The 23,136-nt window shown below is 61.6% G+C and carries 24 protein-coding genes; 14 read left to right on the top strand and 10 right to left on the bottom strand.

What is annotated here, in order from left to right:
* The first annotated feature begins 86 nt into the window (after window positions 1–86).
* Window positions 87–638: a sugar O-acetyltransferase gene (locus AC3RCM_RS26265; protein ID WP_492629269.1), complete on the top strand. Its 552-nt coding sequence runs from the start codon at window positions 87–89 to the stop codon at window positions 636–638.
* 38 nt (window positions 639–676) lie between these two features.
* Here the strand turns inward: AC3RCM_RS26265 and AC3RCM_RS26260 are convergent, their stop codons facing one another.
* From AC3RCM_RS26260 to AC3RCM_RS26245, 4 genes are all read right to left on the bottom strand, one after another.
* The gene (locus AC3RCM_RS26260; protein WP_492629268.1) at window positions 677–952 is read right to left on the bottom strand and encodes a bacteriocin immunity protein; all 276 of its coding nucleotides are present in this window, start codon (window positions 950–952) and stop codon (window positions 677–679) included.
* A gap of 125 nt (window positions 953–1,077) precedes the next feature.
* A complete protein-coding gene (locus AC3RCM_RS26255; RefSeq protein ID WP_409313298.1) occupies window positions 1,078–1,353 on the bottom strand; it encodes a bacteriocin immunity protein in 276 nt (91 codons plus the stop codon).
* Window positions 1,350–3,548, bottom strand: a complete 2,199-nt coding sequence (locus tag AC3RCM_RS26250) for a pyocin-S2/colicin E7-DNase domain-containing protein (protein ID WP_492629267.1) — start codon at window positions 3,546–3,548, stop codon at window positions 1,350–1,352. Before AC3RCM_RS26250 ends, AC3RCM_RS26255 begins: the two co-directional genes overlap by 4 nt.
* A gap of 85 nt (window positions 3,549–3,633) precedes the next feature.
* On the bottom strand, window positions 3,634–4,197 hold the full coding sequence (locus AC3RCM_RS26245; protein ID WP_492629266.1) for a DUF6436 domain-containing protein: 564 nt from the start codon (window positions 4,195–4,197) through the stop codon (window positions 3,634–3,636).
* 280 nt (window positions 4,198–4,477) lie between these two features.
* On the opposite strand from AC3RCM_RS26245, the gene bipL reads away from it, so the two are divergent.
* Window positions 4,478–5,404, top strand: coding sequence for a phospholipase BipL (gene bipL, locus AC3RCM_RS26240; protein ID WP_492629265.1), 927 nt, complete (start codon window positions 4,478–4,480; stop codon window positions 5,402–5,404).
* Here bipL and AC3RCM_RS26235 read toward each other — a convergent pair whose 3' ends face one another.
* Complete coding sequence (locus tag AC3RCM_RS26235; protein WP_409319905.1) at window positions 5,405–6,157, bottom strand: DUF2059 domain-containing protein; 753 nt, start codon at window positions 6,155–6,157, stop codon at window positions 5,405–5,407. It abuts the gene before it with no gap.
* 113 nt (window positions 6,158–6,270) lie between these two features.
* On the opposite strand from AC3RCM_RS26235, the gene AC3RCM_RS26230 reads away from it, so the two are divergent.
* Together AC3RCM_RS26230 and AC3RCM_RS26225 are read left to right on the top strand one after the other, a co-directional pair.
* Window positions 6,271–6,903 (top strand): 2OG-Fe(II) oxygenase, encoded by a 633-nt coding sequence (locus AC3RCM_RS26230; RefSeq protein ID WP_049588366.1) that lies wholly within the window; start codon window positions 6,271–6,273, stop codon window positions 6,901–6,903.
* Window positions 6,890–7,393 (top strand): 2-thiouracil desulfurase family protein, encoded by a 504-nt coding sequence (locus AC3RCM_RS26225; protein ID WP_198748344.1) that lies wholly within the window; start codon window positions 6,890–6,892, stop codon window positions 7,391–7,393. Before AC3RCM_RS26230 ends, AC3RCM_RS26225 begins: the two co-directional genes overlap by 14 nt.
* Window positions 7,394–7,663: 270 nt before the next feature.
* Here AC3RCM_RS26225 and AC3RCM_RS26220 read toward each other — a convergent pair whose 3' ends face one another.
* Complete coding sequence (locus tag AC3RCM_RS26220; protein ID WP_104886929.1) at window positions 7,664–8,152, bottom strand: transporter substrate-binding domain-containing protein; 489 nt, start codon at window positions 8,150–8,152, stop codon at window positions 7,664–7,666.
* 222 nt (window positions 8,153–8,374) lie between these two features.
* On the opposite strand from AC3RCM_RS26220, the gene AC3RCM_RS26215 reads away from it, so the two are divergent.
* Window positions 8,375–8,851 (top strand): DUF4399 domain-containing protein, encoded by a 477-nt coding sequence (locus AC3RCM_RS26215; RefSeq protein ID WP_010955687.1) that lies wholly within the window; start codon window positions 8,375–8,377, stop codon window positions 8,849–8,851.
* Between the two features lie 47 nt (window positions 8,852–8,898).
* Here the strand turns inward: AC3RCM_RS26215 and serA are convergent, their stop codons facing one another.
* On the bottom strand, window positions 8,899–10,128 hold the full coding sequence (gene serA / locus AC3RCM_RS26210; RefSeq protein WP_020189953.1) for a phosphoglycerate dehydrogenase: 1,230 nt from the start codon (window positions 10,126–10,128) through the stop codon (window positions 8,899–8,901).
* A 171-nt stretch (window positions 10,129–10,299) separates the two neighbouring features.
* Between serA and AC3RCM_RS26205 the strand changes: the two genes are divergently transcribed.
* The 4 genes from AC3RCM_RS26205 to AC3RCM_RS26190 all read left to right on the top strand — a co-directional run bounded on the left by AC3RCM_RS26205 (window position 10,300) and on the right by AC3RCM_RS26190 (window position 14,485).
* Window positions 10,300–11,697 carry an FAD-binding oxidoreductase gene (locus AC3RCM_RS26205; protein ID WP_336091359.1) on the top strand — a complete coding sequence of 466 codons (1,398 nt, stop codon included), beginning with the start codon at window positions 10,300–10,302 and terminating at the stop codon, window positions 11,695–11,697.
* Between the two features lie 26 nt (window positions 11,698–11,723).
* The gene (locus tag AC3RCM_RS26200) at window positions 11,724–12,389 is read left to right on the top strand and encodes a fumarylacetoacetate hydrolase family protein (RefSeq protein ID WP_010955685.1); all 666 of its coding nucleotides are present in this window, start codon (window positions 11,724–11,726) and stop codon (window positions 12,387–12,389) included.
* A 182-nt stretch (window positions 12,390–12,571) separates the two neighbouring features.
* Window positions 12,572–13,492 (top strand): SdiA-regulated domain-containing protein, encoded by a 921-nt coding sequence (locus AC3RCM_RS26195; RefSeq protein ID WP_492629264.1) that lies wholly within the window; start codon window positions 12,572–12,574, stop codon window positions 13,490–13,492.
* A gap of 90 nt (window positions 13,493–13,582) precedes the next feature.
* A complete protein-coding gene (locus tag AC3RCM_RS26190) occupies window positions 13,583–14,485 on the top strand; it encodes an SdiA-regulated domain-containing protein (protein WP_104886931.1) in 903 nt (300 codons plus the stop codon).
* A 104-nt stretch (window positions 14,486–14,589) separates the two neighbouring features.
* On the opposite strand, the gene rpiA is transcribed toward AC3RCM_RS26190, so the two are convergent.
* Window positions 14,590–15,264: a ribose-5-phosphate isomerase RpiA gene (gene rpiA / locus AC3RCM_RS26185; protein ID WP_003249004.1), complete on the bottom strand. Its 675-nt coding sequence runs from the start codon at window positions 15,262–15,264 to the stop codon at window positions 14,590–14,592.
* A 133-nt stretch (window positions 15,265–15,397) separates the two neighbouring features.
* On the opposite strand from rpiA, the gene ilvA reads away from it, so the two are divergent.
* Both ilvA and AC3RCM_RS26175 read left to right on the top strand, forming a co-directional pair.
* Complete coding sequence (gene ilvA / locus AC3RCM_RS26180) at window positions 15,398–16,912, top strand: threonine ammonia-lyase, biosynthetic (protein WP_012054019.1); 1,515 nt, start codon at window positions 15,398–15,400, stop codon at window positions 16,910–16,912.
* 147 nt (window positions 16,913–17,059) lie between these two features.
* Window positions 17,060–17,485 carry a DUF2269 domain-containing protein gene (locus AC3RCM_RS26175; protein WP_409263517.1) on the top strand — a complete coding sequence of 142 codons (426 nt, stop codon included), beginning with the start codon at window positions 17,060–17,062 and terminating at the stop codon, window positions 17,483–17,485.
* Between the two features lie 130 nt (window positions 17,486–17,615).
* On the opposite strand, the gene AC3RCM_RS26170 is transcribed toward AC3RCM_RS26175, so the two are convergent.
* Window positions 17,616–18,272, bottom strand: a complete 657-nt coding sequence (locus AC3RCM_RS26170) for a histidinol-phosphatase (RefSeq protein ID WP_010955680.1) — start codon at window positions 18,270–18,272, stop codon at window positions 17,616–17,618.
* Between the two features lie 141 nt (window positions 18,273–18,413).
* Here AC3RCM_RS26170 and AC3RCM_RS26165 point away from each other — a divergent pair, with 141 nt between their 5' ends.
* Together AC3RCM_RS26165 and ptsP are read left to right on the top strand one after the other, a co-directional pair.
* Window positions 18,414–18,893, top strand: coding sequence for an RNA pyrophosphohydrolase (locus tag AC3RCM_RS26165; protein ID WP_003249017.1), 480 nt, complete (start codon window positions 18,414–18,416; stop codon window positions 18,891–18,893).
* 22 nt (window positions 18,894–18,915) lie between these two features.
* On the top strand, window positions 18,916–21,195 hold the full coding sequence (gene ptsP / locus AC3RCM_RS26160; RefSeq protein WP_003249020.1) for a phosphoenolpyruvate--protein phosphotransferase: 2,280 nt from the start codon (window positions 18,916–18,918) through the stop codon (window positions 21,193–21,195).
* 281 nt (window positions 21,196–21,476) lie between these two features.
* On the opposite strand, the gene AC3RCM_RS26155 is transcribed toward ptsP, so the two are convergent.
* Window positions 21,477–22,223: an NRDE family protein gene (locus AC3RCM_RS26155; protein WP_409319903.1), complete on the bottom strand. Its 747-nt coding sequence runs from the start codon at window positions 22,221–22,223 to the stop codon at window positions 21,477–21,479.
* A 130-nt stretch (window positions 22,224–22,353) separates the two neighbouring features.
* On the opposite strand from AC3RCM_RS26155, the gene AC3RCM_RS26150 reads away from it, so the two are divergent.
* The gene (locus tag AC3RCM_RS26150; RefSeq protein WP_003249024.1) at window positions 22,354–23,136 is read left to right on the top strand and encodes a sulfite exporter TauE/SafE family protein; all 783 of its coding nucleotides are present in this window, start codon (window positions 22,354–22,356) and stop codon (window positions 23,134–23,136) included.

Genomic DNA, 23,136 nt, shown 5'->3' with positions numbered 1-23,136 from the left:
TCAGACTCCTTGTGCATTCAAACGAAAAATGTGGTCCGATCATCGGCGGATTCGCGAACAGAGCATAGCCCCAGGAAGGAGTTTCCATGTCCCTCAGCGAAAAACACAAAATGCTCACCGGCCAGCTCTACCACGCTGGCTGCCCTGAACTGCAGGCCGAGCAGATCGCCAACAAGCACTGGATGCATCGCTACAACAACAGTGTCAAACTGCTCAACGACGCACGCCACGGGCTGCTTGTGGAGCACTTTGGCCAGGTTGGCGAAGGCGCGGTGATTCGCCCGCCGTTCTATTGCGACTACGGCTACAACATCAGCGTTGGCCGTAATACTTTCATGAACTTCAACTGCGTGATCCTCGACGTGGTGCCGGTGCGTATAGGCGACGACTGCCAGATCGGTCCCAACGTGCAGATCTATACCGCCGACCATCCGCTCGATCCTGAAGTGCGGCGCAGCGGGCTGGAGAGCGGGCGGCCGGTGACCATCGGCGACAACGTGTGGATTGGCGGTGCGGCGATCATCCTGCCGGGGGTGACTATCGGTGATAACGCCATCGTCGGTGCAGGCAGTGTGGTGACCCGTGATGTGCCAGCGGGGGTGACGGTGGTGGGTAACCCGGCGCGGGTGCGCACATGAAGTAAAAAGCCCTGCGGTAACAGCCGCAGGGTTTGGGGTCAGGCGGGTTTGAAACCGGGTTTACCGTTGGCGTCGCGCCAGGCTTTGACACGGTTGACGACGCCTTCGGGGCTGTCATCCGCTCCTTCTGGAGGGTAATAAATTACGTCGGCGCCCTCCGGGTGCTCAGTTATCTTTCGGAAATTTGAAACTATAAAGTCTCGTCTTTCTTCGATTTGATCGCTGCTGAGGTCAGGCGGATTTTCATATAACTCCGTTATCAGCATAAGAAACTCCGATTCTGTGTAGTCCTCAAGCTTTTCTTTCAGAGTCATTGGTTGCTCCTCTTATGATGATCTATGTGCACTCTTCCCATCATGAATACAAGATTGTCGAAGTCATAAACAGCACCTCCTTTGGAAATCAAGAAGCCCTGCGGCGTTGGCCGCAGGGCTTTGGCTCAGACGGGTTTGAAGCCGGGTTTGCCGTTGGCGGCGCGCCATTCTTTAATACGGTTGATCACGCCCTGCGGACTGACATCTGCCCCCTCGGGTGGGTAATAGATAACGTCGGAACCGTCAGGATGTTCGGTCAACTTCTCGAAAAGAAGAACCGTATCTATACGGTGTTTTTCCAGTTCAGCACCCCTAAGGCCCGTCCGATCCTCATATAGATCAGAGATTAGCGCGAGAAATTCAGGCTCTGTGTACTCTGCCAAGCTCTGCTTCTGGGTCATTGCTTGCTACCTCTGTGGTGATCGATGTGGACTCGGGGTGTCATGAGTACGAGGTTATCGAAGTCATAAACTGCACCACCTTGCGAAACTTCGTGTTTGTGATGGATCTCCAGCTTGACTCGTTTTCCCACTCGGTGATCGCGTTTAGCGAATGGAGCAAGCCCTTTTCTCATATCGTCTAAGATTGCGGGCACGATGTGCCGACTAAAGGTCTCATCTGCAGCAATCTCAATCCAGATAGCCTCTTTCAGCTTATCGAATCTCGTAAACCGTCGCCCCCTCAATTTTTCCGCAATTCTTGCAGGAATCGGCGCCCCCGCCGCGGTGGTGGCTGCATCCAGCACCCTGTCCGGTGTGCTAACACCATTCCCACTGGCAACCCCCGGCAAATTGCGCGGGTTGCGCAACATCACATAGATCGGCGCCAGTCCCGAGTCCGCAGGGAAGACGATGACGTAGTCATCAATGTGCAGGTCGGGCAACCCGGGGAATGTGCGGATATCCGGTTCCGGAGGAACGATGATGTTGCCCGGCAGGTGCGTCTGCAGGTCCTCGACAATGGTCGCGCCCGGGATGTAGGTGCCCCTCTCGTCGTCGTACTGGCCCAAGGTCGAGGGCGGTGTTGCGGGGTGCCAAAGCAGCGTGGCACCACCCGGGCCTTCAGCGGTAAAGCGATAGGCGCCGTGAGTGGGATCCCACTGAGCCTGGCGCACACGTACGTCACGCAGCACGCCGCTGCCATCAGTGGCTGCCAGGTACAGCTCGGTCTGGTTGCCTTGCGGGATGGCGTTCATCCGCAGCGGCAGCTCAAGGTTCTGGCCGACCTTGCGGTTTGCCTCCAGGGTCAGGTCCGCACCGGGCGTCATCATGGCCAGCGGGACGGTGACGCCCATGCGCTCGCCATCGCCCAGGCGCGTGGCGTAGAGCATCAGTGACGCATACCGAATGGCCGTCAGTGCAGCGCCCGTCAGCAGGCGCTGTGCAGTCTTGCCAATTGACTCGGCGAGGCTCTCCCAGATCAGTTCGAATTCGGCCGTGCCACCGCGCGAGGAACTCAATATCACCGGGTGGCGAGTGCTTGCAGTCCAGGCGTTGAAGGTAATCGGGGTATTGCTGGGTGTGTGACCCGAGAGCGCCGCGAGTACTGCCTGCTCGTCGAAAGCCGCTTGCAGGGCGATGTCCGCCTGGTCTCGCAGCTGCCTCACAGTCGTTGCATCGGTAGATGACGTACTTGCATGCTCGGCCGCTTGAGCTTGCACTTGAGCTTGCAGGGCGAGCAACTCTGGCCGTCGATCTGCAGAGGTGCCAACTGCTATGACTCGCAGGGCGAAATCGATGCGGTGAGCTTCGACCTCTAACAGGCTATGAAGCCTGCCCCAGGTAGAGTAGGCCTGCACCAGCCGCGCTCGCGCCCTGAGCAGGCCGGAGGTTTCCTGTACCAGTTCGCGGCTGTGCTCCAGTGCCGCTTCCTCGGCAATGTCCTCATGCAGGTGGCGGGTGAAGGCAGTGAGCAAGTCCTGCAGTGCACTGCGCGCTATTTGGAACTCATGGCTGGCAGCAAGGATGCGGACCAGTGCTTGCTCGGTCTGATAGAGCGTTTGATCGATCTTCCGGTTGTTACCTTCTTTGAGTCTGGCTGCGGACAACGCACTTCGAAGTCGATGCTGGCGCTGTATCAACTCGCTGCTTTGCTGCTCTAGCAACTTGGCCTCGAACGCGGCCCGGTAGGATGCGAGCCACGCGGTGCGTGGATCTGCTGGCCCGTTGGGGGCGCGGGTGACAGCCAGGAACTCCTGAAAGGAGCGATGCTCCGGGGCTTTGCCATAGAAGCTGTTGGCTTGTTGGCGGGCAGCTTCCAGGCGTTGCCCAAGCTGCGTCTGAAGCTGGCTGATCGCCGCGATTCTTCGCTCGATTGCCTGGACCTCGCTCAGGCCGGCCAGTGAGCCGGCTTGAGCGAGAATGGCCTGGTCGAGATCCTGGTCAAGTGCGGCCTGGCGCTGCTCATGGGCTTGCTTGACCTGCCGCTTGTCGTTTTCGATCTGTGGAATCAGATCGATGACGAGGCTGCCTGGACGGAAGCTGGATACCAGCTGATAAGGTATGCGGTTGTGGCCCCAGAAAACGCCAGGGACGAAGATTGGGCGCGTACCGTGGACATGGCTATCGGGCAGCTCGGTGAAGCCTTGTGGTGACATACAGTTTCTCCATTGATCTGTATGTCGCTACGGTAAAAATCCTCCCATGGGTCGAAGCTGTAGATATCTATGGGGTACCCACTATCTACCAAGGGCAGTAGCACCCTATTGCCAAGGTATTGGTTGCCTGCACCGGCCGGCCTTCAAGCAAGGCCTTGATGATGGGCTCCACGAAACTGTTGCTGGCGTTGCACACCGCACCTTCGCTGTAGGGGCCGAAGTAGGCCAGGTTGCCTTGCCGGTCCCAGATGGCCACGGCCGGAGAGGCAGGCAGGTGCTCGCTGCCGGGCATGTGGGTGATGGGTTGCAAGCTGCCGATATTGGCCGGCAGCTGGCCGTGGCTGCCGGGTTTTTGCAGCACATGGAAGGTAACGTCGTGGCCAGCGAACTGGCTGATAAGGTCGCCCAGGTGCTGTTGGTTGCCAACGTTGCATGGGCAGGCCGGGTCCCAGAAATGCACCACGCGGATCGGGCCAGTACCGGCCAGCTCGGCAGGTAGCTGTAACTGGCTGCCGTCGAACAGCGTGGCCTGGTTGTCGAACGGGCGCAGGTAGCGAGCCTGAAAGGCGCTATAGGCCTGCCAGAGGATTACGGCGCCGACCAACAAGGCGATGACCGTGCACAGCGGTTTGATGATTCGGCTATTCATGAAGAGTCGGTGGCCCTTGTGGTAGCAACTGTCTTGCTCAGTTTCTAAAAGCTGGCGCGATCCCTGTGGGAGCGGCCTTGCGTCGCGAAAGGGCCGCGCAGCGGCCCCAGGATCTCGGCATCATGCATAGATCGCTGGGGCCGCTTTGCGGCCCTTTCGCGACACAAGGCCGCTCCCACAATTAGTTCGATGCTGGTTGTTCGAGGTGAGCAAGCTTGCCATGGCGCCGGCCAGAGCTGAAGATTCCAGATCAATACTTGCATCAATGTGGATGTACCCGATGCCCCCTGCCTTTCACCCCGACCGCCTGCGCACCAGCCTGGCGCCGTTCACCACTCGCCAGCCACTGTCGGCACAAGCGCAGGACTACCAGCGCTTCTATGGCCTGGACCTGCCGGCACACAGCTGGCTGGGCGGCTTCCAGGCGGCGGGGTTCGACCTGGTCGGGCAGGCCTGGCTACCCGAGCAGCCAAGCGCGACGTTGTTCCTGCTGCACGGCTATTACGACCACATGGGCCTCTACCGGCATGTGATTACGTGGGCACTCAAGCAAGGTTTTGCGGTGATCAGTTGCGACCTGCCCGGCCACGGCCTGTCCAGCGGCGAGCGGGCCAGCATCAATGACTTTGCGGTGTACCAGCAGGTGCTGGAGGCCTTGTTCGAACAGGCGCACACGCTGCAACTGCCGCACCCGTGGCACCTTTGTGGGCAGAGCACGGGGGGGGCGATTGCCGTGGACCATCTGCTGCACCAGGGCGCACGCAGCCCCGTCGATGGCCAGGTCATCCTGCTGGCCCCGTTGGTGCGGCCATGTTCCTGGCGCTGGTCGAAGTTCAGTTATTGCGTGCTGCGCCACTTCGTCAATGGCATAGAACGGCGCTTCAGCGAGAACACCAACGACCCGGCCTTCCTGCCGTTCCTGGAGGCCGACCCGCTGCAACCGCGTCGCCTGCCAACGGCCTGGGTGGGCGCACTGATCGCCTGGGTCAAACGCATCGAGGCCGCGCCGCGCAGTGCGCGTCGGCCATTGATCGTGCAGGGGGAGGCGGATGGCACGGTGGACTGGCCCCACAACCTCGAAGTGCTCAAGGCCAAGTTTGCCGAGCCACAGATCCTGATGCTGCCCGAGGCCCGTCACCACCTGGCCAACGAGTTGCCGGGCATCCGCCAGCGCTACTTCGACTTCATCGACCAGCGCCTGGGCTGATCACTTCAGGTCGTTGGTGCTCTGGCCAACCGCCAGGCCGGCACGTACAGCGGCCAGGGCCGCCTGGTAGTAAGCCTTGCCCTCGGGCGACTCGGCAAAGGTGGCGAACGCTTCCAGCTCGGCATCGGACAGGTCGCGGTAGACGTACAGCAGGGTGTTGTTCAGGTCTTCGCCAATCTGCCCCATCAACCGCTGGCGCTGGCCATCCAGCAGGCTCTGGGCCTGACTACCGCCGAACAGGCCGGGGATCATCGAGCTGAGGCTGTCGGCGGCTACACCCGCGATGGCCAGGCTGACTTCGGCGCCGGCTTCCCGCGCAGGCAGGGCTTGGGCCAGGTGGCCGATGATCAGCAGACGATCGTCGCTGGCCTGGATCTTGGGCAGGCCTTTGGCGTTCTTGGCCAGTTCGTCCTTGCGGGTGGCCTTGAGCTCGGCCGCCACCACTTTGCGCCCCAGCGGCGACTGGAAGAAGGCCAGGGCTGGTGCCGGGTCGGCCAGGGTGGCGCGCAGCTTTGCCTGGGCGCGACGGTCCACCGCCTGCGCCTGGAAGCGCTGGTTGCTGTTGTTGACCAGCGCCTGGTACACGGCGGGTGGCAAACTGTTGCGGTAGCGCTCCTGGGCAGCGGTCAGGGCATCGTTGAAGTGGGCGCGCTGGTCGGGCCAGCCGGCAGCCTTGTACAGTTGATCCAGGTTGTCTGCCCAGACAGGCATGGTGCAGATCATCAGCAGAATCAGGGAAAACAGACGGCGCATTCAGGACTCCTGTCGGCAGGTGGCTATTGTCCTTGGCCCGGCGCCGGTTTGTCGAGATATCCGCGTGTTTCTCGGCCAAGTGGCGCTGTGCGGCGACAGGGCGAATGGATATGATGCGCGCCATGCACATATCCCCTGAACACCCGATGCTTGCGGCCGTCGTAGACGATCTGGCCACCCATGGCTGGTCCCAGCAGGCGCACTTTCTGCCTGCCGACCTGGTGCGCGCACTTGCAGCCGAGTGCCGGCGCCGTGATGCCGAAGGCGAACTCAACCCCGCAGGGGTTGGGCGGGGAGCTACCCAGGAGGTGCGCGAAACCATTCGCGGTGACCAGATCCAGTGGATCGACCCGGGGCAGGCCGAGGCCTGCGACCAGTACCTGGCGGCCATGGATCAGCTGCGCCTGGCAATCAACCAAGGCCTTTTCCTGGGCCTGGAAGACTTTGAATGCCACTTTGCCCTGTATCCACCGGGGGCGTTCTATCGCCGGCACCTGGATCGTTTTCGCGACGATGACCGGCGCATGGTCTCGGCGGTGCTTTACCTCAATGAAGGCTGGCAACCGCATGACGGTGGCCAGTTGCGCATGTTCCTGGCCGACGGTGTCGAGCACGATGTCGAGCCAGTGGCCGGTTGCCTGGTGGTATTCCTGTCGGGCGAAGTGCCTCACGAAGTACTGCCGGCCGGGCGTGAGCGGCTGTCATTGACCGGCTGGTTCAGGCGGCGTGGCAATGACCCGTTCTGATAGGCCCAAGGTGCTGGTGAGCGCCTGTCTGTTGGGGCAGCCAGTTCGCTATGACGGCCGGGCCAGCGGCCATCCCGATTTGTTGCAGCAGTGGCAGGCCGAAGGGCGCGTAGTGCCGTTGTGCCCCGAGGTAGCAGGCGGCTTGCCGACACCGCGGCCGCCAGCGGAGATCCCGGGAGGGCAGGGCAGCGCAGTGCTCGAGGGTGACACACAGGTGCTGACAGTGACGGGTGAAGATGTCAGTGCCGCGTTTCTGGCCGGAGCGCAGATGGCGCTGGAACTGGTGCGGCGGCATGGCATTCGTGTAGCGGTGCTGAAGTCTGGCAGCCCTTCGTGTGGCAACCGGTTGACCTATGATGGCACCTTCAGTGGTGTGAAAGTGGCGGGGGAAGGGGTAACCACGGCGCTGCTGCGGCGGGCGGGAGTGCAGGTGTTCAGCGAGCTGGAACTGGACCAGGCGCAGCGGGCTTTGGCTGATATATCTGTTTGAACCTGTGCCGGCCCTTTCGCGGGTGAACCCGCTGATGGACACACATCGAGGGTTGGACCCAGGCCGCCGTGTAGGAGCGGGTTTACCCGCGAAAGGGCCAGGCCTGCTGGCCAATTTTCACCCGCCGTTCACCGTTGCCGCCGCTACCGTATTCGCGGGTAAACCCGCTCCAACACAGATTGGTGGTGGACACACGTCGAGGGTTGGACCCAGGCCGCCGTAGGAGCGGGTTTACCCGCGAAGAGGCCGGCATAGGTTGCAAACAAGACCTCACTGCCCGCCTGCAGTCTCCTGCACACCCTTGAACCACTTCTGCTCAAGTTCGGCAGTCCGGCCACTGTCTTTCAAACGTTGCAACGCATTGTTTACAGCACTTTCAAAAGCCGGGTTGTCCTTCTGGAACGGGATCACCAGCTTCTTCTCGCCAATCGGCAGGCTTACATCGAGCGGGCCGTCGCCTGTGAGCGATTCACTCGACGGGGTGAATGTGATGTCGTACTTGCCACTCTCGACACCCGCCAGCACTTCGGTAGCCGGGGCTTCGACGAACTCGGCGCGCAAATCCAGTTCCTTGGCCAGGGCCTGGCCAAATTCGATGTCGAAACCTGTCAGGTGGTCGTCTTGCTTGAAGGCGTATGGCGAGTTCTCGGCCTGTACGGCAATGCGCAGTTCGCCCCGGTCGGCGATTTCGTCGATCAGCTCCGCCTGAGCCAATGGACTGATCAGTACTGCCAGCAGTACCCCTATGGTCGAACGCATGTATGCCCCTTTTCTTTTAGCAGTTTGAAATCGATCGCCACGGCTTTCTTCCTCGCCGTGATCGAGCGCAGCCTATGACCTTCAAGCCTCGGCATTGTTTAACCCTGACGGAAATATTTCTATCAGGCAATGTGAACACCTTGGCGGTTATTTCAACTAAGGTGAACTACCGCCGCTTTTGGATGACAGCTGCGGTCAATAAGTGAACCACAGGAGAAGTGAATGAACAGCCTATTTTCGCGTGCTGCCGTTGCCGGTCTGCTGATGGGAGCGTCGGTGTTCGCCAGTGCCGCAGACGCCCTGAAGAGCCAGGAGCCGCCCAAGGAGGCGAAGGTCTTCATCGTTTCCCCCGCCGATGGTGCCACGGTCGACAAGACCTTCACCGTCAAGTTCGGTATCGAGGGTATGGGCCTCAAACCTGCGGGTGACCAAACCCCGCACACCGGGCACCACCATCTGCTGGTGGATGTCGACAAAGAGCCGGTGGCTGACATGCCGCTGCCGACCAGCCTGATGCCAGAGGCCGGCGTCGCACTGCCGAAGGGGCCGCAAGTGCTGCACTTCGGCAAGGCACAGACCGAAACCAGCATTACCCTGACCCCGGGCAAGCACACCCTGCAACTGATTCTGGGTGACCAGTATCATGTGCCGTTCAAGCCTAGCGTCGAGTCGAAGAAGATCACGGTTGAAGTGAAATAAAAAAAGGGAGGCCACCAGGGCCTCCCTTTTTCATACCTCCAGCGACCTTAGAACAGGACGCGCGAACGGATGGTGCCTTTGACCTGTTGCAGTTTTTCCTGCGCCAGGTCCGAGTACTCGGCGTCAACATCGATTACCACGTAACCGACTTTCTCGTTGGTCTGCAGGAACTGACCGGAGATGTTGATACCGTTCTCGGCGAAGACCTTGTTGATCTCGCTGAGCACGCCCGGGATGTTTTCGTGAATGTGCAGCAGACGGTGTTTGCCTGGGTGCGCTGGCAGGGCCACTTCCGGGAAGTTGACCGAGGACACCGAAGTACCGTTGTCGCTGTACTTGACCAGTTTCTCGGCCACTTCCAGGCCGATGTTGGCCTGGGCTTCGGCGGTGGAACCACCGATGTGCGGGGTCAGGATCACGTTGTCGAGGCCGCGCAGCGGGCTCTCGAACTCTTCGTCGTTGGAGCGTGGCTCGACCGGGAACACGTCGATGGCGGCGCCGATCAGGTGCTTGTCCTTGATGGCAGCGGCCAGGTGGTCCAGCTCGACCACGGTGCCACGGGCGGCGTTGATCAGGATCGCGCCCTTCTTCATCGAGCGGATTTCCTTCTCGCCGATCATCCACTGGGTGGATGGCAGCTCAGGCACGTGCAGCGAGACGATGTCGGCCAGGCTCAGCAGCTCGTTCAGGCTGGTGACCTGCACGGCGTTGCCCAGTGGCAGCTTGGTCAGCGGGTCGAAGAAGTACACCTGCATGCCCATGTTCTCAGCCAGTACCGAAAGCTGGGTACCAATCGAGCCGTAGCCGACGATGCCCAGTTTCTTGCCGCGGATTTCGAACGAGTTGGCCGCGCTCTTGATCCAGCCGCCACGGTGGCAGGAGGCGTTCTTCTCTGGGATGCCGCGCAGCAGCAGGATGGCTTCGGCCAGTACCAGCTCGGCGACCGAGCGGGTGTTGGAGTATGGCGCGTTGAACACGGCGATACCGCGCTCGCGGGCAGCTTCCAGGTCAACCTGGTTGGTACCGATGCAGAAGCAGCCAACTGCGACCAGTTTCTTCGCGCAGTCGAAGATCTCTTCGGTGAGCTGGGTACGCGAACGGATGCCGATGAAGTGGGCATCGGCGATCTTTTCCTTCAGCTCGGCTTCCGGCAACGAACCAGTGAGGTATTCGATGTTGGTGTAGCCGGCGGCCTTGAGGGTATCGACCGCGTTCTGGTGCACACCTTCAAGAAGAAGGAACCGGATCTTGCTCTTGTCGAGAGAAGTCTTGCTCATCTGCGTAAACCTGTATCCCGGAGATAAATTGGCGAGGGGTGATGCCAGGCGCGAGGGCAGCCTTAGCATGAACAGCGGGAGGGCTATGCTAGCATACGCGACACAATCTGAGCTTATCCCGACAGGTGAAGAGTGCTCAGGGTGACCATGAATAAGTCGAGAGTTCCAGCGATGACCCATCCCGCTGTTATTGAAGAACTGATGACCCTTGTCGACCCTGGCAAGGTCCTGACTGACCCGGTTTCCCTCGAAGCGTATGGCAAGGACTGGACCAAGCATTACCCGCCTGCGCCCAGCGCCATCGTCTTTCCCAAAACGATAGAACAGGTGCAAGCCATTGTGCACTGGGCCAATGCGCACAAGGTGGCGCTGGTGCCCTCTGGCGGGCGCACCGGGCTTTCTGCCGGCGCCGTGGCGGCCAATGGCGAGGTTGTCGTCGCCTTCGACTACATGAACCAGATCCTTGGCTTCAATGCTTTCGACCGTACTGTGGTTTGCCAGCCAGGGGTCGTCACCCGCCAGCTGCAAACCTACGCCGAAGAGCAAGGCCTTTATTATCCGGTGGACTTCGCTTCCAGCGGTTCCAGCCAGATTGGCGGCAATATCGGCACCAATGCCGGCGGGATCAAGGTGATTCGTTACGGTATGACCCGCAACTGGGTGGCCGGGCTGAAAGTGATCACCGGCAAGGGCGAGTTGCTGGAGCTGAACAAAGACCTGATCAAGAACGCCACCGGCTACGACCTGCGCCAGCTGTTCATTGGTGCCGAGGGTACGTTGGGCTTCGTGGTCGAGGCCACCATGCGCCTGGACCGCGCACCGCGCAACCTCACCGCCATGGTGCTGGGCACACCGGACTTCGACTCGATCATGCCGGTGCTGCACGCCTTCCAGGGCAAGCTGGACCTGACCGCTTTCGAGTTCTTCTCCGACAAGGGGTTGGCCAAGATCCTCGCCCGCGGCGATGTGCCTGCGCCCTTCGCGACGGATTGCCCGTTCTATGCGCTGCTGGAGTTCGAGGCCAGCACTGAAGACGTGGCCAACGAAGCATTGGCTACCTTCGAGCATTGCGTCGAGCAGGGTTGGGTGCTGGATGGGGTGATGAGCCAGAGCGAAACCCAGCTGAAAAACCTGTGGAAGCTGCGCGAGTACCTGTCGGAAACCATTTCGCACTGGACACCGTACAAGAACGACATTTCCGTCACCGTCTCGAAAGTGCCTGCGTTCCTGCGCGATATCGACGCCATCGTCTCAGCGCATTACCCGGACTATGAAGTGGTGTGGTACGGCCATATTGGTGACGGCAACCTGCACCTGAACATCCTCAAGCCTGAGCATATGAGCAAGGACGACTTCTTCGCTTCGTGTGCCAAGGTCAACAAGTGGGTGTTCGAGATCGTCGAGCGTTACAACGGGTCGATTTCTGCCGAGCATGGCGTGGGCATGACCAAGCGCGACTACCTGGGCTACAGCCGTTCCCCCGAAGAAATCGCCTGCATGAAGGCAATAAAGGCCGTGTTCGACCCTAACGGCATCATGAATCCGGGTAAGATCTTCGCACCTGAATAAAAAGCAGTATCCAGAAGGAGTCGGCCATGAGTTACCAGCACCAGTACGTAGACGGCACGCGCATTCACTTCCCCCTGGGCAAGGTGGTGTGCATCGGCCGTAACTATGCCGAGCATGCCAAGGAACTGGACAACCCGATCCCCACCGAGCCGCTGCTGTTCATCAAGCCAGGCAGCTGCGTGGTGCCGGCCGAAGGTGGCTTCAAGATCCCGGCCGAGCGTGGGTCGGTGCACTATGAGGTTGAAATTGCCGTGCTGCTGGGCAAGCCGCTGTCGACCCACCCGAGCGAGGAAGAGGTGCTGGACGCCATTTCCGGTTACGCACCGGCTCTGGACCTGACCCTGCGCGACGTGCAGGCCAAACTGAAGGAAAAGGGCCTGCCTTGGGAGCTGGCCAAGTGCTTTGACGGCGCTTGCGTGCTGCCACCGTTCGTCTCGGCCGCCAGCTTCGAGGACGTGACAGACATCCCGGTGCGCCTGACCGTGAACGGCGAAGTACGCCAGGATGGTAATAGCGCGATGATGCTGAACCCGATCGTGCCGATGATTCAGTACATGGCAGCGCATTTCTCGCTACAAGCGGGGGATGTGATCCTCACCGGTACCCCGGCTGGCGTCGGGCCGTTCAATGTCGGTGACGAGCTGGTGCTGGAGCTGCCGGGTGTGAGCCGCTTCGAAAGCCGGGTGCTTTGACTCGAAACCGCGTCGCTTTCTTCGCGGGTAAACCCGCTCCTACAGGGGTTGCACAGGGCCTTGAACACTGTGCAGTACCTTGGGCACGGGTTTACCGGCGAAGAGGCCGGCCCTGTTTACCGATTTTTCACACCCAATCCGGATAATGCGCGCACCTACGCCCATTTTCCCAGGATCACCGCATGCCATCCTCCTCCAGCGCCCCGGCAACTCCCAAGCGTCGCTTCTACCTGCGCTGGCCCTTCGGCCTGGCCGTGGCGGCGGTGATTGGCTATGGCGTGGCCGTGGCCATGCACTGGGATGACCGCGGTGCACTGTGGGTAAAAGAAAGCTTCGAAAGCACCGCCGAGCGCAGCGAAAGCGTGTGGCTGCCGGATTACCAGGTGGACATCGACGCCAAACCGCTGCCGGGCATGGACGATGATGAAGCCTCGGATGTGGCCTTCAACCCGCAGACCCGCACGCTGTTCGCGGTCATGGGCAAGAACCCGTTCCTGGTCGAGCTGAGCCTGGAGGGCGATGTACTGCGCAAGATCCTGCTCAACGGCTGGAACAACCCCGAGGGCGTCGCGGTGCTGGAAGACGGCAACCTGGCCATCACCGACGAGCGCCTGCACGATCTGACCGTGGTCAAGGTGGACGCGCAGACCACCGCACTGAATCACGACGACTTCCCGAGCTACGACCTGGGCCCGTCGGTCAAGAGCAACAAGGGCTTCGAGGCCATCGCCTGGGACCCGCTGCGCCAGCGCCTGATCATTGGCGAGGAGCGCCCGCCCAAGCTGTACACCTGGAACACCGATGGCCGCAGCCCGCTCAAGGGTGAGAAGCAGCCGTTGCCTAGCGATGAACTCGACTTGCGCAACCTGTCTGCGCTGGGTGTCGACCCGCGTACTGGCCACTTGCTGGTGCTTTCGGCCGACTCCAACATGCTGCTGGAGCTGGACGAGCAGGGCCAGCAAGTCAGCTTCATGACGCTGCTGGGCGGCTTCAACGGGCTTGAAGGCACCATTCCGCGGGCGGAAGGGGTGGCCATGGACGACAAGGGCACCTTGTACATGGTCAGCGAGCCGGCGCTTTTCTATCGATTCCAAAAAAACTGACAACATCATCAGATTTGCCTGACGCTTGCATTAAGCTTTGCTTCAGCCATTCATGATTAGATTCGCCATCCTTGTGTCGAGTCTGTCCCTATGCGTCGTTTTGTTCGCCTGTTCCTTGTTCTGGCTGCCCTTGGTCTGCTGCTGCTTGGCTGGGCCGGGCAGGAGTTTCGCCTGTTCGAGCGTGGCTGGTTCAATCTCAAGACCTGGTGGCAGCCTGTGGAGCGCAGCATTGGCCTGGATCGCTACCGGGTGGTGCTGGAGGCGCAACCGATCGAAGGGCTGGATGATGACATTTCGGCGCTGACCTACGACCCCGACCGCAAAACCCTCTTCACGGTCACCAACGCCCGTTCGGAGCTGATCGAGCTGTCGCTGGATGGCCGTATCCTGCGCCGTGTGCCGCTGACTGGCTTCGGCGACCCGGAGGCTGTGGAGTACGTTGGGCCAAACAGCTATGTGATCACCGACGAGCGTCAGCAACGGCTGATTCGCGTACGTTTGGAAGACGACACGATGTTTCTCGATGCCGGTGATGCCGAACAGCTGACGTTGGGTATTGGCCTCAATGGCAACAAAGGCTTCGAGGGCCTGGCGTACGATTCGGCGGGCAAGCGCCTGTTCGTGGCGAAGGAGCGTGACCCGATGCTGATCTATGAGGTGCATGGCTTCCCGCATGACAATCCGGAAAAGCCCTACGCCGTGCATGTGGTGCAGGACCGCAAGCGCGATTCACGGTTGTTTGTGCGGGACTTGTCGAGCTTGCAGTTCGATGAACGCAGCGGGCATTTGCTGGCGTTGTCGGACGAGTCGCGGTTGGTGCTGGAGCTGGATGTACAGGGCCAGCCGCTGAGTACCTTGTCGTTGCGCAAGGGTTTCCAGGGGTTGCAGGCGACGGTGCCGCAGGCGGAGGGGATTGCGATGGATGAAGCGGGGACCATTTACCTGGTCAGTGAGCCGAACCTGTTCTATGTGTTCAAGCAGCCGGCTGACTGATCGCCTGTCAGGGCCTGTTCGCGGGTAAACCCGCTCCTACAGGGATCGCCACGGTTCCAGGCCTGTGGGGTACCTTGTAGGAGCGGGTTTACCCGCGAAGGGTTTTACTCGGCCTTCAGGCTCTTCACGCCCTCAGCGGTGCCCAGCAGCAGCAGATCCGCCGGCCGCGCCGCGAACAGGCCGTTGGTCACCACGCCGACGATGGCGTTGATCTGCGCTTCCAGCTCCACCGGGTTGGTGATCTGCAGGTTGTACACATCCAGGATCACGTTGCCGTTGTCGGTGACCACGCCTTCACGGTACACCGGGTCGCCACCCAGCTTCACCAGCTGACGCGCCACGTGGCTGCGGGCCATGGGGATCACTTCGACCGGCAGCGGGAAGGCCCCCAGTACCGGCACCAGCTTGCTGCCGTCGGCGATGCAGATGAAGGTCTTGGCCACGGCCGCGACGATCTTTTCGCGGGTCAGCGCTGCGCCGCCGCCCTTGATCAGGTGCAGGTGTGCGTCGCTCTCGTCAGCACCGTCCACGTAAAACTCAAGCTCGCTGACGCTGTTCAGTTCGTAGACCGGGATGCCATGGCCCTTCAGGCGCTGGGCAGTGGCTTCGGAGCTGGCGACTGCGCCGTCGAACGCGGTCTTGTGCTGAGCCAGGGCATCGATGAAGAAGTTGGCGGTCGAACCGGTACCGACGCCTACGACGCTCTTTTCATCCAGCTTGGGCAGAATGAAGTCGACAGCGGCCTGGGCGACGGCCTGTTTGAGTTGGTCCTGGGTCATGCGGGCTCCGGAAGGGGCAGGGCGGTTTCAAAGTTGCCTAGTATAACGGCTCGCACGGCTTTGCTGTGGTCGCCCGACGTAGCGCTGGGGTAGACTCCCAGCCCTCGTCCCGCGGCCCAGTGATGCTTTCCCGATGCTCGAACAGTACGTCAAGAAGATCCTCACCTCGCGCGTCTATGACGTTGCCGTCGAAACCCCGTTGCAGAGCGCCGGGCAGCTGAGCAAGCGCCTGGGCAACCAGATTCTGCTCAAGCGCGAAGACCTGCAGCCAGTATTCTCGTTCAAGATCCGCGGCGCCTATAACAAACTGGCCCAGCTGAGCCCGGAAGAACTGGCCCGTGGCGTGGTCACCGCCTCGGCCGGCAACCACGCCCAAGGCCTGGCCCTGGCCGCGCGCGAAATGGGCATCAAGGCCACCATCGTGATGCCCAAGACTACTCCGGAGATCAAGGTCGAAGGCGTGCGCTCGCGCGGTGGCAAGGTGGTGCTGCATGGCGACTCGTTCCCTGAGGCACTGGCCTACTCGCTGAAACTGGTCGATGAAAAGGGCTTCGTCTACGTTCACCCTTACGACGATCCGCACACCATCGCCGGGCAGGGCACCGTCGCCATGGAAATCCTGCGCCAACACCCTGGCCGGCTGGATGCGATCTTCGTGCCGGTGGGCGGTGGCGGCCTGATCGCCGGCATTGCTGCCTACGTGAAGTACCTGCGCCCGGAAATCAAGGTAATCGGTGTCGAGCCGGACGATTCCAACTGCCTGCAGGCGGCCATGGCTGCCGGTGAGCGTGTGGTGCTGCCGCAGGTCGGGCTGTTCGCCGATGGCGTGGCGGTGGCGCAGATTGGCCAGCACACGTTCGATATCTGCCGCCACCATGTGGACGAAGTCGTCACTGTCAGTACCGATGAAATCTGTGCAGCAATCAAGGATATCTACGACGATACCCGCTCGATCACCGAGCCTGCTGGCGCGCTGGGTGTGGCGGGTATCAAGAAGTACGTCGAGCTATACGGCGTCAGCGGCCAGACCCTGGTGGCCATCGACTCCGGTGCCAACGTCAATTTCGATCGCCTGCGCCATGTGGCCGAGCGTGCCGAGCTGGGCGAGAAGCGCGAGGCGATCATCGCCGTGACCATCCCTGAGCGCCCGGGTAGCTTCAAGGCCTTCTGCGAGGCTATCGGCAAGCGTCAGATCACCGAGTTCAACTACCGCAAGCACACCTCTGACGAAGCGCATATCTTCGTTGGGGTGCAGACCCACCCGGAAAACGACCCGCGCGCGGCGCTGGTGCAGCAACTGACCGAGCAGGGCTTCCCGGTTACCGATCTGACCGACAACGAACTGGCCAAGCTGCATATTCGTCATATGGTCGGCGGCCACTCGGCCGGTGCCAGCGACGAAATGGTGCTGCGCTTCGAATTCCCCGAGCGGCCAGGGGCACTGTTCAACTTCCTCAACAAGCTGGGCGGGCGCTGGAACATCTCGATGTTCCACTACCGCAACCACGGTGCGGCTGACGGGCGCGTAGTGGCGGGGCTGCAGGTGCCGGAGGACGAACGTCACCTGGTGCCGGCAGCGCTGGCCAAGATCGGTTACCCGTACTGGGACGAGACCGAAAACCCGGCCTACAAACTGTTCCTGGGCTGAGCGGCTAAGCTAGGGCTGATGGCCCTTTCGCGGGCTTGCCCGCTCCCACAGGTACTGCGCAGGCCTCAAGGCCTGAAATACCTTGGCAGGAGCGGGTAAGCCCGCGAAGAAGCTACCGCAAAATGCCAGTTTAAGGACGACCGAGAGATGGAACACCTGACCACGCTCAAGACCGTGCACATCATCGCCACCGCGCTGCTGCTTCTGGGCGCCCTGGGCCTGGCGATCTGGACCTGGCGCGCTCGCCGTCAGGGCGATGCCGAAGCCTACGCCAAGCTGCTGCGCCGGCCGTTGGTGTTTGTCTGGCTGGTGATGGGCCTGTGCCTGGTGAGCATGCCGTTCACCGGCTGGTGGCTGGTACATCTGGTGGGCTGGCCACTGGGGCAGACCTGGGTGTTGGCATCCAGTGTCATCTATACCTTTGGTGCGTTTGCCGTGTGGTGGCTACTGGTGCGGCTGAACCGGCTGCGCAAGGCCGAGGTGGTGGGGTTGCGGTTTACCTTGGCGCTGGCGGTATTCAGTGGGGTTTGCTTCCTGTCCATTGCCGGGCTGATGGGGGCCAAGCCGGTCTGACAGCCTTGTGCTGATTGTGCCGGCCTATTCGCGGGTGAACCCGCTCCTACAGGTACAGCGCAGCCCTCAAGGCCTGTGGTGATTCCTGTGGGAGCGGGCGTGCCCGCGAAAAGACCGGCACGGGAAAACCTCAATCCCGCAGCGAGATCACCGGCCACCCACGCTTATCCGCCTCGGCCCGCAGGTCCGGGGCCGGGTCCACTGCCACTGCATGCGTCACCCGCTGCAACAACGGCAGGTCATTCATCGAGTCGCTATAGAAGTAGCTGTCCTCAAGATCAAAGCCGTTCTCCAGCATCCAGCGCTCCAGCCGCGTCACTTTGCCTTCACGGAAACACGGTATATCGGTACTACGCCCGGTATAGCGGCCGTCGCGCACCTCGCATTCGGTTGCCAGCAACACCCGCACCCCCAGGCGCCGGGCGATCGGTGCGGTGACGAAGCGGTTGGTAGCGGTGATGATCACCAGCTGGTCGCCCGCCTCGCGGTGCTGCTGCAGTAAGGCCAGGGCCTTGGGCAGGACGATGGGCTCGATGCAGTCGCGCATGAAGTCGCGGTGCCATTCGTCGAGCCGGGCCATGGGTGTTGCCGCCAGGATCTCCATGGAAAAGGCCAGGTAGGCCTGCAGGTCCAGGGTGCCATTGAGGTAATCCTGGTAGAAGCTGTCGTTGCGTTGCTTGTAGGCGACCGGGTCGAGAATGCCGCGCTCGCAAAGATAGTCACCCCAGGCATGGTCGCTGTCGCCACCGAGGAGGGTATTGTCCAGGTCGAATAAAGCCAGGCGCATCGCGGTCACTCGCATCAGCCACAGGGTAGGCCCGCAGAATACGCAGTTTTCACGCAGCTGCACATAAGCTTGGCGGGCGCGTTGCTGCGCTCGCAAGCTTTGTGGAACAATGCGTTGACATGCGTTTGCGAGGTTGCTGCCGTGATCGACCCGGATGGTTTTCGCCCCAATGTCGGGATCATTCTCACGAATGATGCCGGGCAGGTGCTATGGGCTCGACGGATCAACCAGGATGCCTGGCAATTCCCCCAGGGTGGTATCAACCCTGACGAGACGCCGGAAGACGCCCTGTACCGCGAGCTGAACGAAGAAGTTGGCCTTGAACGCGACGATGTAGAAATTCTTGCCTGCACCCGTGGCTGGTTGCGTTATCGTTTACCCCAGCGATTGGTACGTACCCACAGCCAGCCGCTGTGCATCGGCCAGAAGCAGAAGTGGTTCCTGCTGCGCCTGGTTAGCAACGAACAACGGGTGCGGATGGACCTGACCGGCAAGCCGGAATTCGACGGCTGGCGCTGGGTGAGCTATTGGTATCCGCTGGGCCAGGTTGTGACATTCAAGCGCGAGGTGTACCGGCGCGCCCTGAAAGAGCTAGCACCGCGTCTGTTGACGCGCGACTGACGACGGAGTTCGACCCCGAGCCATGCTCAATACGCTGCGCAAGATCGTCCAGGAAGTAAACTCCGCCAAAGATCTCAAGTCGGCGTTGGGGATCATTGTCTTGCGCGTCAAGGAAGCCATGGGCAGCCAGGTCTGCTCGGTCTACCTGCTCGACCCGGAAACCAACCGCTTCGTGCTGATGGCTACCGAAGGCCTGAACAAGCGCTCCATCGGCAAGGTCAGCATGGCCCCCAACGAAGGCCTGGTTGGCCTGGTCGGTACCCGGGAAGAGCCGCTGAACCTGGAAAACGCCGCCGACCACCCGCGTTACCGCTACTTTGCCGAAACCGGCGAAGAGAAATTCGCCTCCTTCCTGGGTGCGCCGATCATTCACCACCGCCGTGTGGTCGGGGTACTGGTCATCCAGCAAAAGGAGCGCCGTCAGTTCGACGAGGGCGAGGAAGCCTTCCTGGTCACCATGAGCGCCCAGCTTGCCGGGGTTATCGCCCACGCCGAGGCTACCGGCTCGATCCGTGGCCTGGGCCGTCAGGGCAAAGGTATTCAGGAAGCGCGCTTCGTGGGTGTGCCGGGTTCGCCTGGTGCCGCGGTGGGGCGCGCGGTGGTGATGTTGCCGCCGGCCGACCTGGAAGTGGTCCCGGACAAGACAGTCGATGACATCGACGCCGAACTCAAGCTGTTCCAGAACGCCCTGGAAGGTGTGCGCGACGACATGCGCAAGCTTTCGGCCAAACTGGCCACCCAGCTGCGCCCGGAAGAGCGTGCGCTGTTCGACGTCTATCTGATGATGCTTGAAGACGCAGCCCTGGGCGGTGAGGTGACCGAGGTCATCAAGACCGGCCAGTGGGCCCAGGGCGCCCTGCGCCAGGTGGTTGGTGAGCACGTCAACCGCTTCGAGCTGATGGACGACGACTACCTGCGTGAGCGTGCCTCCGACGTCAAGGACCTGGGGCGCCGCCTTTTGGCCTACCTGCAGGAAGCGCGCTCGCAGTCGCTGGTGTATGCCGACAACACCATCCTGGTCAGTGAGGAACTGACACCGGCCATGCTCGGTGAAGTGCCGGAAGGCAAGCTGGTCGGCCTGGTCTCGGTACTCGGCTCGGGCAACTCCCACGTCGCCATTCTCGCGCGGGCCATGGGCATCCCCACGGTGATGGGCCTGGTCGACCTGCCATACTCCAAGGTCGACGGTATTGAACTGATCGTCGACGGCTACAAGGGCGAGGTGTTCACCAACCCCAGCGAAGTGTTGCGCAAGCAGTACAGCGAAGTGGTCGAGGAGGAACGCCAGCTGGCCCAAGGGCTGGATGCACTGCGCGAACTTCCGTGCGTCACCCCCGACGGCCATCGCATGCCCCTGTGGGTCAACACCGGCCTGCTCGCTGACGTGGCCCGTGCCCAGCAGCGCGGTGCCGAAGGGGTAGGCCTGTACCGCACTGAAGTGCCGTTCATGATCAACCAGCGCTTCCCCAGTGAGAAAGAGCAGCTGGCCATCTACCGTGAGCAGCTGGCGGCCTTCCACCCGCTGCCGGTGACCATGCGTACCCTCGACATCGGTGGTGACAAGGCACTGTCGTACTTCCCCATCAAGGAAGAAAACCCGTTCCTTGGCTGGCGCGGCATCCGCGTCACCCTCGACCACCCGGAAATCTTCCTGGTGCAGACCCGCGCCATGCTCAAGGCCAGCGAGGGCCTGAACAACCTGCGCATCCTGCTGCCGATGATTTCCGGCATTCACGAGCTGGAAGAGGCGCTGCACCTGATCCACCGAGCCTGGGGTGAAGTGCGTGACGAAGGTACCGATGTACCGATGCCACCAGTGGGTGTGATGGTGGAAATTCCAGCGGCTGTGTACCAGACCAAGGAATTGGCGCGGCAGGTGGACTTCCTGTCGGTAGGCTCCAACGACCTGACCCAGTACCTGCTGGCGGTGGACCGCAACAACCCGCGGGTCGCCGACCTGTACGATTACCTGCACCCGGCGGTACTGCAGGCGCTGAACACGGTGGTGCGCGACGCCCATGGCGAAGGCAAGCCGGTGAGCATCTGCGGCGAGATGGCCGGTGACCCGGCGGCGGCGGTCCTGTTGATGGCCATGGGCTTCGACAGCCTGTCGATGAACGCCACCAACCTGCCGAAGGTGAAGTGGATGCTGCGCCAGATCAATATGGGCAAGGCCAAGGAACTGCTGGCCGAGGCCTTGAGCCATGACAACCCGCAGGTTATCCACAGCTCGCTGCAACTGGCGCTGAAGAACCTTGGGTTGGCGCGGATGATTGGGCCTGGGGCTAATAAAACCCTGTGAGGGTGATGCTGCCTGTGCCGGCCTCTTCGCGGGTGAACCCGCTCCTACAACCGACCAGCGCCTAAACCCCCGATGTGTGTCACCCGATTATTGTAGGAGCGGGTTTACCCGCGAATACGATGGCGGCGGCAACGGTGAACGGGTGGTGGAGATTGGCCAGCAGGTCCGGCCTCTTCGCGGGTGAACCCGCTCCTACAACGGCCTGTGTCCAACCTCAGATGTGTGTACGTGGTAGGAGCGGGTTTACCCGCGAAGAGGCCCGAACAGACAACATCAAATACTCAGACCAACAACTCAATTTCCCCCAAATGCCCGCCAAAAGGCCCGAAACTGCGCTCAACCAGCCGCCTTTGCCCCTGATCATCCACAATCAGCACTGTACTCGCCCGGGTCCCGTAATTCTGGCTGGCGATGAAGACGCTCGACAGCAACTTCTCGGTCGCCAACCCCACGCCTGTCTCGGGTAGGTCTCCATCAGCCGCGGGCTCGTTATCCGCGAGTAAAGCCAGCAGCCTGTGCGGCTCCGGCGTGTCCAGCAGGTTTTCCAGCCCGTCACGTGCCTTCACCAGCTTCGGCCACGGTGTATCCAGCCCGGCGTTCGAAAGCCCGTAAACCCCAGCCTTCAGCAGGCGCGGCGTGGCCTCACGGGCATGCAGATAACCCAGTTGCTGCCCATCACCCACCAGCAGGTTGAACCCCGAGTACTGCCCGCTACGGCTGGCCACCTGGTCCAGGTAAGCCTCGACCCCTAGCTCGCCCTGCAGAAACGCCGCCACCAGCTCACCCCGCGAGCGGGGCCCCTGCGCCTGGGCCGGGTCGCGGATGTTGGTCAGCGCGGCAAAGCGCCCCTGTGGTCCTACGCCCAGCCAGGTACCGCCTGCCTCCAGGTCGCGCCCGGCATGCACCCCAGGTGCATCCTCCCAGGCCGCCAGGGGCTGAGTGGGGCGGGCATAGAATTCGTCGCGGTTGGCCGCCACGATCAGCGGCAGGGTGTGCCCCGGCCGCCAGGCAAATACGATCAGGCACATAGGTTGGGCCTCTGTGTTTTTTGGTCACTGTACCCACAGCAACGATGCGGATCCATCCTGACACAGAGTTCACTAGAGCCCCGAGCCCGGCTTCCGTTACCATGCCGGATTGATTTCTAGGGGACGCCGAATGGAATTCGTGCTCTATCTGTTGTTGGGCGCCTGTGCCGGTGTGCTGGCCGGGCTGTTCGGCGTGGGCGGCGGCATCATCATCGTGCCGGTGCTGGTGTTCAGCTTTACCCTGCAGGGTTTCGACGCTTCGGTGCTGACCCACCTGGCCGTCGGCACGTCACTGGCCACCATCGTCTTCACCTCGATCAACGCCGTGCGGGAGCACCACCGCAAGCGCGCGGTGCAATGGCCGATCTTCATCTGGATGACCATCGGCATCCTCCTGGGGGCCGGTGTCGGTGCCAAGACCGCTTCGCTGATCCAGGGCCCACTGCTGCAGAAGATCATCGGTGTGTTCGCCCTGGTCATCGCCGCCCAGATGGCCCTTGACCTCAAACCCAAGGCCAGCCGTGGCGTCCCCGGTAAACCTGGGCTGATCGGTGCAGGTGGCGTGATTGGCTGGGCCTCGGCCATTTTCGGCATTGGCGGTGGTTCGCTGACGGTGCCGTTCCTCACCTGGCGTAGCCTGCCCATGCAGCAAGCAGTGGCCACGTCATCGGCCTGCGGCCTGCCGATTGCTGTGGCCAGTGCCCTGAGCTTCATGCTGCTGGGTTGGCACGAGGAGCACCTGCCGCCCCACAGCCTGGGTTACGTGTACCTGCCGGCGCTGGTCGGCATTGCCGTGACCAGCATGTTCTTCGCCCGCTTCGGCGCGCGCCTGGCGCACAAGCTGTCGCCCCGTTTGTTGAAACGCCTGTTCGCAGCCCTGCTGTTCTGTGTCGGCCTCAGCTTTTTGATTTGA

It is taken from the genome of Pseudomonas sp. GW823-FHT05G12 (assembly GCF_058795575.1).
Note: the sequence above shows the minus strand (reverse complement) of the source record. Positions and strands in the feature narration are given on the sequence as shown.

Coding starts and splice junctions, on each gene's coding strand:
- AC3RCM_RS26265 (WP_492629269.1), top strand. CDS start 87: ATGTCCCTCAGCGAAAAACACAAAATGCTCACCGGCCAGCTCTACCAC.
- AC3RCM_RS26260 (WP_492629268.1), bottom strand. CDS start 952: ATGACTCTGAAAGAAAAGCTTGAGGACTACACAGAATCGGAGTTTCTT.
- AC3RCM_RS26255 (WP_409313298.1), bottom strand. CDS start 1,353: ATGACCCAGAAGCAGAGCTTGGCAGAGTACACAGAGCCTGAATTTCTC.
- AC3RCM_RS26250 (WP_492629267.1), bottom strand. CDS start 3,548: ATGTCACCACAAGGCTTCACCGAGCTGCCCGATAGCCATGTCCACGGT.
- AC3RCM_RS26245 (WP_492629266.1), bottom strand. CDS start 4,197: ATGAATAGCCGAATCATCAAACCGCTGTGCACGGTCATCGCCTTGTTG.
- bipL (WP_492629265.1), top strand. CDS start 4,478: ATGCCCCCTGCCTTTCACCCCGACCGCCTGCGCACCAGCCTGGCGCCG.
- AC3RCM_RS26235 (WP_409319905.1), bottom strand. CDS start 6,157: ATGCGCCGTCTGTTTTCCCTGATTCTGCTGATGATCTGCACCATGCCT.
- AC3RCM_RS26230 (WP_049588366.1), top strand. CDS start 6,271: ATGCGCGCCATGCACATATCCCCTGAACACCCGATGCTTGCGGCCGTC.
- AC3RCM_RS26225 (WP_198748344.1), top strand. CDS start 6,890: ATGACCCGTTCTGATAGGCCCAAGGTGCTGGTGAGCGCCTGTCTGTTG.
- AC3RCM_RS26220 (WP_104886929.1), bottom strand. CDS start 8,152: ATGCGTTCGACCATAGGGGTACTGCTGGCAGTACTGATCAGTCCATTG.
- AC3RCM_RS26215 (WP_010955687.1), top strand. CDS start 8,375: ATGAACAGCCTATTTTCGCGTGCTGCCGTTGCCGGTCTGCTGATGGGA.
- serA (WP_020189953.1), bottom strand. CDS start 10,128: ATGAGCAAGACTTCTCTCGACAAGAGCAAGATCCGGTTCCTTCTTCTT.
- AC3RCM_RS26205 (WP_336091359.1), top strand. CDS start 10,300: ATGACCCATCCCGCTGTTATTGAAGAACTGATGACCCTTGTCGACCCT.
- AC3RCM_RS26200 (WP_010955685.1), top strand. CDS start 11,724: ATGAGTTACCAGCACCAGTACGTAGACGGCACGCGCATTCACTTCCCC.
- AC3RCM_RS26195 (WP_492629264.1), top strand. CDS start 12,572: ATGCCATCCTCCTCCAGCGCCCCGGCAACTCCCAAGCGTCGCTTCTAC.
- AC3RCM_RS26190 (WP_104886931.1), top strand. CDS start 13,583: ATGCGTCGTTTTGTTCGCCTGTTCCTTGTTCTGGCTGCCCTTGGTCTG.
- rpiA (WP_003249004.1), bottom strand. CDS start 15,264: ATGACCCAGGACCAACTCAAACAGGCCGTCGCCCAGGCCGCTGTCGAC.
- ilvA (WP_012054019.1), top strand. CDS start 15,398: ATGCTCGAACAGTACGTCAAGAAGATCCTCACCTCGCGCGTCTATGAC.
- AC3RCM_RS26175 (WP_409263517.1), top strand. CDS start 17,060: ATGGAACACCTGACCACGCTCAAGACCGTGCACATCATCGCCACCGCG.
- AC3RCM_RS26170 (WP_010955680.1), bottom strand. CDS start 18,272: ATGCGCCTGGCTTTATTCGACCTGGACAATACCCTCCTCGGTGGCGAC.
- ptsP (WP_003249020.1), top strand. CDS start 18,916: ATGCTCAATACGCTGCGCAAGATCGTCCAGGAAGTAAACTCCGCCAAA.
- AC3RCM_RS26155 (WP_409319903.1), bottom strand. CDS start 22,223: ATGTGCCTGATCGTATTTGCCTGGCGGCCGGGGCACACCCTGCCGCTG.
- AC3RCM_RS26150 (WP_003249024.1), top strand. CDS start 22,354: ATGGAATTCGTGCTCTATCTGTTGTTGGGCGCCTGTGCCGGTGTGCTG.